Genomic DNA, 9551 nt, shown 5'->3' with positions numbered 1-9551 from the left:
ACGCGGCCAGAATAAACTTCCGATCGCTGTTATCCCCAGATTTTTTCATTTCCTTTATTATAGGGGAAAATCTGGTGATAAAGGCGCCCGCTTCGCTTCTTCAGTTTTTTTCTGCCCTCTCCGTTATCGTGTAAATTTCAATTTCAACTACGCCGACACGTTATTACATCATAGCAGAATACGCTATACAAGTTGAATTTATAGAAGATGAGATTTTGCATCCTGTTATCAAATTTTTAGGGAATATCGCCAAGTTAACATGCACTTGACCTCGGGAAAATGTTCCGCTGTTATGATCTTGGCATCACGAGTCTTGGGAGGGGTAATGATGCGCCTGGCCTTGTTCACAGACACCTATCTTCCGGAAACCAATGGTGTTGCTGGCACGCTCCACCGCTTGAGTCACCATCTGAACCGCAGAAGAATTGAACATCTGCTGTTTACTCCGAACTCCGTCATTGAAGGAAGCCATGAGACTCAAGTCAGATCGGTTGCCAACATTCCTTTTTTTCTGTATCCCGAATGTCGCATTGCTCTACCCAACAGAGCAGACACGCACAAGCAGCTACAGACCTTTCAACCCGATCTGCTGCATATCGCCACACCTTTTAATATGGGACTGCTTGGTCTGAGGTATGCGCTCAAGCATCATCTTCCGCATGTTGTCTCCTACCATACCCACTTCGATCGTTATCTTGAATATTACCGGTTGAAAAGTATGATTCCGCTCTACTGGAAATATATCCAATGGTTTCACCGTGCCTGTGATGCGACACTCACTCCATCACAGGAAACGTTAAACACTCTTGAAGTCCAAGGCATTCAGCGTCTGAAGCTATGGTCTCGCGGGATTGATTGCAACTTGTACTCCCCTGATAAACGCAGCTTGGATATCCGTGAACGATACCACATTACCGCTCCCCTTATTTTACTCTACGTTGGTCGCATTGCCCCGGAAAAAGATATCGCTACACTCACAACTACCATGCAGCAGTTGCCCCAGGAAATGCAATCCCGTGTACACTGGATTATCGTTGGTGACGGCCCATCTCTTCCCAAAATGCGTCTTCAAACCCCACCCAATGTCACCTATACAGGGTATATGCATGGGGAAGAACTTGCTGTTATGTATGCTTCGGCAGATCTGTTTGTGTTTCCTTCCTCTACCGAGACATTTGGTAATGTGGTGCTGGAAGCGATGGCTTCAGGGCTTCCTGTATTGGCGGCTAATGCCGGAGGTGTAAAAGATCTGGTATCTCACCACCGCAATGGTGTGTTGTTCGAGCCAGGTCAGGCGGACGCACTGATACGAGAGATATGTCTCTGGGGAGATCACAGGAACCAATTGAGAATGATGGGATTGGAAGGCAGGAAGCTGGCTGAGCAGCGATCGTGGGAGCATATTTTTGATACACTGATCGGGGATTATGAGGAAGCTATAGAACATCGGAACAGACAAAGGAAAGATCGAATTATTATAGCGTAGTCTTGATGAAGGCCGAGTAAACAAAATGCACAGGAGAAGAAGAGATCCGCAGGAACAGCAGATGATGATATTAAAAAGACATGACCCCCTCCAACGGGTTCATGTCTTTTATTGTGCAGCAAACTACTTGCTGAATTGATTAAGGGACCTTGATCTTTACAGACTCCTTTGGCTCAAATGATTTCGTTTCTTGCATTCTGTTCCATATTACCTGTGGAGTGCCCTTTAGGTCTGTTCCGCTCTGAACGTTGCCAATCCAGATATCTTCTGCTCCTGGGTGTTGTAAATAGTGCCTGAGCGTTGCTTTGATCAGAATAGACGAATGCAAGTCCAGCACCTCATCCAGCGGTATCCAGAATAACTCTCCTTCATCGGAGGGCACAACATGTCGATGCCTCGTCTCTCCGAAATATACAAACTGCTGCCAAATCTCACCACCGCTAACTTCCAACAGGATATATCGAAGTCGAAAGTGTTCGATATCCTCTTGCTTGAACCCGGTCTCTTCTTCAATCTCCCGATAGCTGGCGGTCATGGGTGTGTTCAGCTCTCCTTGTTCCAGGTGCCCGCCGATGCCACCCCAGAATTCAAAATTAAATAGTCTGCTGCCCGCCTTCTTCATCATCAGCATATCTGAACCATTGCTCAAAAACGCTGTAGCCATCTGTCTAATCTCCATATGTACCTCGCTTTCCAGACCGTGATTATCAAAGTCTACTCCGTTTTGTGTAAAGGTTATATTTATTTAATATAATCGCCTTCTACAGCAATTCCTTTAGCTCACTTAGATGTTCAATCGTATGTAAAGGACTAGTCGTGATGCTGTCCTGCCAAGGTTGGTTGACCTTCATCCAGATGGTGCTCATGCCTACGCTTGCTGCTCCTTGAATATCGTTCACCGGATGATCACCAATGTAGATGCACTGCTTTGGGGTTAGACCAAAATGCTCAAGTGCAAGCTGAAAGATCCGAGGATCAGGCTTTTTGACTCCTGCCTCTTCTGAAACAATAATATGGTCGTAGTCATCCCGGATACCAAGTTGATCGATTTTCCCATACTGAATATCGGTCTGCCCATTGGTAATTAATCCGGTTCGATATTTCCCCCGCAGATGCTGAACGATTTCTCGTGCCTCTTCCATCAGAACTGAACTTCGCACATACTCTCTGCCATAGAACTCCATCAGTTCTGCATGTGGCGGATGTTCTGCCCAGGGTAGTTCATGCAACAACTCGTTGAACAGAAGGGGCTTGTCCTTATAACCGTCCTGATCGAGTTCAATTATTCGCTTGCTTATCTCTTCGGTTGACTCAAGGTGACCAAAATAAGTCTTAATCAAACTCTGGGTGAAGACGTCAAAGGTCATCGTTCTGTTCAGAATTGTATTATCCAAATCAAAAATAACAGCTTTAATATGATCCATCGCTCTTTCCCCCTATTCAACAATGTGAAGCACCCGTTACTTTTTCTTTTTATGATAGTGATAACCCGTGCACAGACCCTTTTGCTTGGATTTGGCTGAACACTTATGTCCACCGTTCTTATCTAGTCTGCCTGGATGAGCCTACGCGGAAGAGGATACACCAACAAGTACGACAAGAGATAGGATTACGATAACAATCTTTTTCATAAGTCACCCTTCGATAACCACCCTATGCTTTAGGGCTTAATACGTGCTATATCATTCTACATGAAAATCCACAATTGGGATATCCTTCATCTTTTTTATACGTACATTCTTATAAAATCTTAAATTGCTTCAATGCATGGGTGACGCCATCTTCACTTGCCCATTCGCCGAGATGATCGTTTCGATTCCGAGATTTCTGAATTCTTCGCATAAATTATAGGGCCTGCCTGTGACAAGTACGACTTGAACGCCTTTACGAAATAATTCCCGGATCGACTCTGCTGTCCGCGGTGATAAACTCCGATCTATTTCGCTCAGTAATGTACCCTCTACATCCAAGAATACAGCTTTCATCAAAATATCCTTCCTCCTCTGTCTTCTAGCAAAAAGAGCAAGTACAGAATAACCTGATGTGGTCTTCCTGCACTTGCTCTTGTGATTAACGGGTCTGAACATCTTGGGTACGTCCCATGTACCAGGATTGAAATGATTCCGCCGTACCCAGGGGAATATCATCTGCACGATGATGCAGAACAGGTTTGGCACGGTTTACGGTATGAATGGAAGCCACACCAAACCAACGCTGTAACACATTACGGGTGATCTGCACTTCGATGACTTTCTCACGTTTGGAGATGAAGAGTGTTGAAGTGAGCGCACCGGTTCGAAGTTGAATGAAATTCTGATGCAGCATGTATCGGGTATGGAAAAAGTCCATCACTCTACATGTTGCAATCCACACAAGCAGAATCGCTGAAATCATCCACCAGGCATGCTTCTGCCCTAACACCAATGGTTTGAAGTACCACAATAAACCCGTGATCATGATCCACCCCCAGCTTGGTTTAAGCAGGCGCAGCCATAGTGATATTCGTGGGAGTTTTTCCATCTCCTGCGTAACCCGATAGGATGGCAGGATCTCCTCAATCATGGTATAGGCTTGCTTAACAGGCAAGAAAGGATAGAGCGAGTTCACCTCCTGCTCGGATTCCCCCAAACTACCCGCAGTGGTGAGTTCTACTTCCGCTAATCCAAGCAGCCTTTTCATCGGAGACTGTGTAATTTTCACGGCCTGAACGCGTTCTTTCAGGATTGAAAATGACGTTTGCTCCATCATGCCCTTCGTGATATAGATCCGCTTGGCATCCGAGGTGATCTGGAAATCTCCATACTTCACGAAGGTTCTGACAACACCCAAGGCAATAGATATGATCAATAAAACCAAAATCATCAAACTGGCAATCCACCAGGAATCCAGCCAGGTTAACAACAAACTTTCCGTTACTTCTTCATCGGGGAAGAAGTCCTTTACCCAGGAATACAGCGTAGCCAGGACCGGAATCAGTACGAGAAAACTAAGCGAGGTAAAGGATGCTTTGAATATGTCCTTGCGAGTGGAATGATAATGAACAACCCGTTCCTGTTTTTCTGTTGCAGGCAGAGACATGGCTTCATCAGTTATAAAAGGTTCGGATTGCGTCTCTCCCTTTTCCATAGCTTGAACTGCATCCAACGGTTCATGTTCCTTTGTTACTCCTACTGTACCTGCATCTTCTGCCATATAACCCGCTACAATCTTCTCCAACTGCTCCGCTTCGGAAAGGGAAACAACGTTTAACTGAAAGGTAGCATCTTCTCCCTTAATCCCTGTCTCGAATCGGATCGACGTCACGCGGAACAACCGATGAAACAACGTCGTATGCCGGTTCACGTTCTGGACCTTGGTATACGGTATCGTTCTTCGAGTACGGTTGAACACCCCACTGTAGATGTGAAAGGCCTTATCATCTGCTGTATAACGAGAGCTAATCCACTTCCAGATAATTGACACGATGCCGATAGAAATACCTGCATAAAACGCGATTCTCCCATAGAAGAGCCATTGGGATCCTGAGCCCTGACGGAAAACAAACAAAAACAAGATGATGGCGAACGAATTCTTCACCAGTTTCCACAGGCTCCACAGTATGGTTAATGGATGATGTCGCTTCATATCGATCATTCATCCACCTCATTAATCCGTGCATAGGACGCAATCTGATAACGGAGCGCAAGCGCAACTTCCTCTGGCAATGCCGGGATTTCATGAGATGAACCCATCGTGCCAACCGATACGGAATAGAGTCCATATTTTCGCATCAACGGTCCTTGATTTGTTGTAACCGATTGCACTTTGGCCATAGGGATGGTCTGATGTACCTTGGTTAGCGCCCCACGCTTTATTTGCAGAAACTCCTCATTCACATCATAGTACCAATGCTTGTATAACCATGAAGGCTGGATGAAAATATCCCACACTGCATAGAGCACCGATATGGCCGTAACGCCCCACAGTATCCAACCAATCCACGCCTTCCATCCATAGATAGAATCAAGTATTAACAGGACGGCAAGGATCAGAAGGCCTATCACATTCCATATGATGGCGCTGATTCTCCATAAGTTCACCGCATGAGGGGAAAGCCTTTGCTCGGGTATGTTCCACTGGATAGACATATGTTCACTCCTTTTCCTAACTATAAATTAACAATAACAATTCTATATTTCAATATATTTTTATCGTTTATCAATAAATAATTATTGATTTTTATATTTCTTCCCCGTATATTAAGGTTAAGAGGCGGCCACTACACCTTCCTCAAACTAATTGTCAAAGGGGTTTATTATGAAATCGAATTGGATGTTTAGTGTTGGATCTAAAATTTGTAAGATCTTGTTTTATGCACTATTTATTGTTACCTTCTTTATTATTATGGATCATGTCGCACATCTTTGGTTCCCAGACAGCGGGTTCACACAGAGCTTAGGGCCCTTTCAACCCATATTCAGTTATGGGTACATTACCTTTAATCAGGACCCGGTATTGTATACGGAACCAGGATTTATCGGACTTTCATTCCTCTCAAACATGAGTATGATAGTACTGGCTCACATGTTTCTATGGTATATGCATCGCCTTCTTCGTCATGTGGGGAATAACAGTTTGTTCATGTACGAGAATGTTGCCATTTTATCTCGACTTGGCCTCTTCATCATCGTGATGGGTTCCCTCTTTTCCTATTCCGACGATCTCCTGTTCTCCAAAGCATTGAGTAAACTAGACATCACCAATGGTCAACTGATGGTGGGTTCCCTGTCGTATATCGACTTTGTACTGGGCGGAGTGGTTCTTCTAATCATTGCTTCCGCACTGAAGAAAGCCGTTCACGCCGTAGAGGAAAATAAAAATACAATCTAACCGCAAAGTAGGCGATAACGTTGATTCGTATCAAATTGGATGTGATGATGGCAGAGCGGAAGATGTCACTGAACCGGCTGTCTGAAATCGTAGGCATTACTCCAGCCAATCTTTCGATCCTGAAAAATGAAAATGGTAAGGCCATTCGTTTCACCACCTTGAATGCACTCTGCAAAGCCCTGCAATGTCAACCTGGTGATCTGCTGGAGTACATCGAAGACACACATGATACACTGTACGAAGAATAGTCCACGATTGATGCAAAAGATTTGGCCATACAAGTTTTACTAAAAATATTTAGTTGGACTTAACCAGTAAAAGAGATGACCCCTGTACAATACAGGTTGTCATCTCTTTTGTTCATTTTACTATAAAATTCTCTACTTTACACAACCAAACCATATGATCCATTCCTTCACCCCAGTAGTTCTTTGCCACCACATAGGGTTCACCGAATTTACGTTGCCACTTCTTTTGTGCAATCTGATAACCGCTATCCAGACAGAATTGCTGAATTCCACGCCGCTGCAATTCGTTAACCAGTGCCAGTATGAGCGCCGAACCAATCCCCTGACCTTGAACCTCGGGCATCACGTACAGGCTACCCAGTTCTCCAATGTCGTTTACTCGGCCCTCTGTACATTCTCGAATCTCCTCACCACAAGGTCCATACGAGATCGTGCCTACAATAACATCTCCCCTCTTGGCGACGAGGAAAAACACACTTGATTTGATGTTGTCCTTTGCTTGCAATGCCGTGTGAATCATCGCTTTTTTGTGTGTTATTTCATCCTGGATATCATTCAGAAGTGAGCCTATACCCTCCTGTTCGAATGCTGCGGGGATCGTTGTCTCGAACACGTGATACGCTCCCTCTGCATCCAATCGTGTCATAGGTTCAATGGTAATTTGGTCATCCACAGGTTCTTCTCCGTTCCTATACCTTCTTAATCTGTACGTCGCTGAATCAGTCTTCTTAGTTGATTCGCATCCTCAAGGGATATGCTATATCCAGTGTGCGTGTCTTCCTGGTTTACTAACAAGCCTTGCATCTTGGGATCCATTCCTAATGAAAAATCATACCGTGTTATCGAGCTGTCCGCATCTGTTATGCTCATAACGTACTGTGTACCATAATCAAGAATACCCGGCATACGCTCTGCCTTATGTATGGCCTCCATCACGATCCGTATCTCGTCAGATCGATCAAACTCAACATCTTGGCATGGTTCCAAAGCAAGGTTGGGATTACACGTTAAAGTGATCCGTACAGGAAGCCCTTCTTCCACGTTCAATTCATTTGGTTTGCTGCACCCTGCAATGAACGAGGCAATGACGACTGCGAGCAGCACTCCTATATATCTCACCATATTGCGTGCCTCCCCGACTTCGTGTTAAATAGACAAGTAATGAATAGAGAAGTAACCATTGCAGCATCTAATGACTCAACTGCACTAACTATCTGTATTCATATCCAGTTACGTAACTCCGGGTCCCATGAAGACAACATAGAGATCAGTCGCTCTACGGTCTCTTCCACAAATACCTGAACTCTCTCACCCGTAATGAACTCAGGAGTTATTCCCGGTTCTTCCCCATTCAAAAAAGAAAACGTGTGGTCCCGCCAGCGAATAATCTCATCAGCAGTTAAACGATCCGTCATGTCATAACCCGGTGAGCTGTTGAGCACCTGCCATACCTCTTCGCTCCAACTTGAACCTTGATAGAGATTGAAATCGATCTGGTCTGTCTCCTGATAATATAAACGCGACAGTTCTTCCTTGGATCTTCTCGTACCTATGGGCAAGTCTGCCTTGTTGAGCCGTTCGACGAATTCAGGATGCACACTCCGGAACCAGTAATAGTCTGTCAGCACATGCATAAAGTATCCTCGCACAAACCACTTCCATCCTTCATCGGTAAGTTGTTGAACATAGGATGAATAGAGTTCCTGAAGTCGTCCAGCGTAATCTCCTTCGTCCTCCGGATTGAAGTGGGTATACTGCTTATCCTCTCTGGTTGTACCTTCACGCATATGTATGGAATCCGGGGCGATGTTCCCCAGATAGAATGAACCTTGTGCAGCCTGCATTTGCAGCAAGTCTGCAATTCGATTAGCGATATTGAGATGAACCATAGGTAACGGCATAGAGTTGATCTCCTTTTATCGGAAAGTATTCTACTATACTTAGGAAAAGAAACGATATACCCTACTGGTGCAACGTACAGATCACTCGAATAGTGAGACTCCGCTATGTTCCAGCTTTTTTCACCGTGTAATATGTGACTATCCCTGAATTCTCTCCAATTGCATCCGATCAAACAGCTGCTCCAGATCCGTATGGTACTCCGGCTGTTCCTTTACGAGCAGACTAATATATTCCGACCCACACTCATAGAATACCAGACGATTATACGGAGCTGTATCTCCAAAATGATTGCTTTCCTGTCCGAATTTTGCCCGAATTAGATTCTCAACATACCTTGCGTAACCTTCGTTCCACTCCAGCCAGCTCCAATACTCGGCTTGCTCTTCATTTAATGAATGGAACAACGCCTTTCTAGCTGTTTGTATTTCTGTTAGGTCTTTACTCTTCAAAGCAGACAACAATGAGTTAATCCGCTCCACAACGATTTCGTCTTCATACGGAAATTCATAATCCAGTTCCCATGTTACACGCTTCAGTTGGTCCATTTTATGCTTAATCTGAAGACGATTCACGAACCGTTCATCATATTTCTCATATACATAACAATGAACATATTCGTGGAACAGGTAGACTTTCTGCTCCAGATCTTTGAACGCTGCATCCGTTACGATCGCACACATTCGTCCGTCCATATGAGGCACTGGCATGGCGGCAAGGCATTCATCTGGAATATATAAATCATCCGGCACCGTCTTTACCCACACGTATTGTTGCGTCTTGGAAGAATAATCATAGATATATAATAAAGCCTCATAGGCGACAACCACTGGGTAATGTTCTGCAAATAAAGGATGTAGGCTAACCAAGTCTTTCTGAAGCTCGTTTAATTCGTTAATTTGCTCTAAAAAAGCATCCATGTCATGAACCCCTCTTTACTGGAATGATGCGTTAATCATACTAGAATAGAAAAGATAAAACACTGAGAGAAAAATGATAATCCTGTTCGAGTATGAGATGGTGAACGTTAAAAAATGCTCTCCAATGTA

11 protein-coding genes and 2 pseudogenes are annotated in these 9551 nt (G+C 44.4%); 3 read left to right on the top strand and 10 right to left on the bottom strand.

Going from position 1 to position 9551, the window contains the following annotated elements; translation table 11 throughout:
• Positions 1 to 325 precede the first annotated feature (325 nt).
• Positions 326 to 1486, top strand: coding sequence for a glycosyltransferase family 4 protein (locus ABTV53_RS07485; protein WP_433752024.1), 1161 nt, complete (start codon positions 326 to 328; stop codon positions 1484 to 1486).
• 139 nt (positions 1487 to 1625) lie between these two features.
• On the opposite strand, the gene ABTV53_RS07480 is transcribed toward ABTV53_RS07485, so the two are convergent.
• From ABTV53_RS07480 to ABTV53_RS07455, 6 genes and pseudogenes are all read right to left on the bottom strand, one after another.
• Positions 1626 to 2150, bottom strand: coding sequence for an NUDIX domain-containing protein (locus ABTV53_RS07480; RefSeq protein ID WP_433752023.1), 525 nt, complete (start codon positions 2148 to 2150; stop codon positions 1626 to 1628).
• A 97-nt stretch (positions 2151 to 2247) separates the two neighbouring features.
• Positions 2248 to 2910 (bottom strand): HAD family hydrolase, encoded by a 663-nt coding sequence (locus ABTV53_RS07475; RefSeq protein WP_433752021.1) that lies wholly within the window; start codon positions 2908 to 2910, stop codon positions 2248 to 2250.
• 36 nt (positions 2911 to 2946) lie between these two features.
• Positions 2947 to 3045, bottom strand: a pseudogene (locus ABTV53_RS07470) (YHYH domain-containing protein); the annotation flags it as partial.
• Between the two features lie 231 nt (positions 3046 to 3276).
• Positions 3277 to 3474, bottom strand: a pseudogene (locus ABTV53_RS07465) (HAD family hydrolase); the annotation flags it as partial.
• A gap of 82 nt (positions 3475 to 3556) precedes the next feature.
• On the bottom strand, positions 3557 to 5119 hold the full coding sequence (locus tag ABTV53_RS07460) for a PH domain-containing protein (RefSeq protein WP_433752019.1): 1563 nt from the start codon (positions 5117 to 5119) through the stop codon (positions 3557 to 3559).
• Entirely contained in the window at positions 5116 to 5613 is a 498-nt protein-coding gene (locus ABTV53_RS07455) for a PH domain-containing protein (RefSeq protein WP_433752017.1), read from the bottom strand. Before ABTV53_RS07455 ends, ABTV53_RS07460 begins: the two co-directional genes overlap by 4 nt.
• A gap of 169 nt (positions 5614 to 5782) precedes the next feature.
• Between ABTV53_RS07455 and ABTV53_RS07450 the strand changes: the two genes are divergently transcribed.
• Together ABTV53_RS07450 and ABTV53_RS07445 are read left to right on the top strand one after the other, a co-directional pair.
• A complete protein-coding gene (locus ABTV53_RS07450) occupies positions 5783 to 6355 on the top strand; it encodes a DUF2975 domain-containing protein (RefSeq protein ID WP_433752015.1) in 573 nt (190 codons plus the stop codon).
• 20 nt (positions 6356 to 6375) lie between these two features.
• Positions 6376 to 6603 (top strand): helix-turn-helix domain-containing protein, encoded by a 228-nt coding sequence (locus ABTV53_RS07445; RefSeq protein ID WP_339303364.1) that lies wholly within the window; start codon positions 6376 to 6378, stop codon positions 6601 to 6603.
• 112 nt (positions 6604 to 6715) lie between these two features.
• On the opposite strand, the gene ABTV53_RS07440 is transcribed toward ABTV53_RS07445, so the two are convergent.
• The 4 genes from ABTV53_RS07440 to ABTV53_RS07425 all read right to left on the bottom strand — a co-directional run bounded on the left by ABTV53_RS07440 (position 6716) and on the right by ABTV53_RS07425 (position 9422).
• Positions 6716 to 7276 carry a GNAT family N-acetyltransferase gene (locus ABTV53_RS07440; protein ID WP_433752013.1) on the bottom strand — a complete coding sequence of 187 codons (561 nt, stop codon included), beginning with the start codon at positions 7274 to 7276 and terminating at the stop codon, positions 6716 to 6718.
• A gap of 26 nt (positions 7277 to 7302) precedes the next feature.
• The gene (locus ABTV53_RS07435; protein WP_433752011.1) at positions 7303 to 7725 is read right to left on the bottom strand and encodes a hypothetical protein; all 423 of its coding nucleotides are present in this window, start codon (positions 7723 to 7725) and stop codon (positions 7303 to 7305) included.
• Positions 7726 to 7823: 98 nt separating this feature from the next.
• Positions 7824 to 8504 carry a zinc dependent phospholipase C family protein gene (locus ABTV53_RS07430; RefSeq protein ID WP_433752009.1) on the bottom strand — a complete coding sequence of 227 codons (681 nt, stop codon included), beginning with the start codon at positions 8502 to 8504 and terminating at the stop codon, positions 7824 to 7826.
• 138 nt (positions 8505 to 8642) lie between these two features.
• A complete protein-coding gene (locus tag ABTV53_RS07425) occupies positions 8643 to 9422 on the bottom strand; it encodes a hypothetical protein (RefSeq protein WP_433752007.1) in 780 nt (259 codons plus the stop codon).
• Positions 9423 to 9551: the final 129 nt, after the last annotated feature.

Origin of the sequence: Paenibacillus amylolyticus (assembly GCF_050990605.1) — a bacterium.
In the GTDB taxonomy this organism is placed as follows: Bacteria; Bacillota; Bacilli; order Paenibacillales; family Paenibacillaceae; genus Paenibacillus; species Paenibacillus amylolyticus_H.
This window is presented reverse-complemented; position numbering and strand designations above follow the sequence as displayed.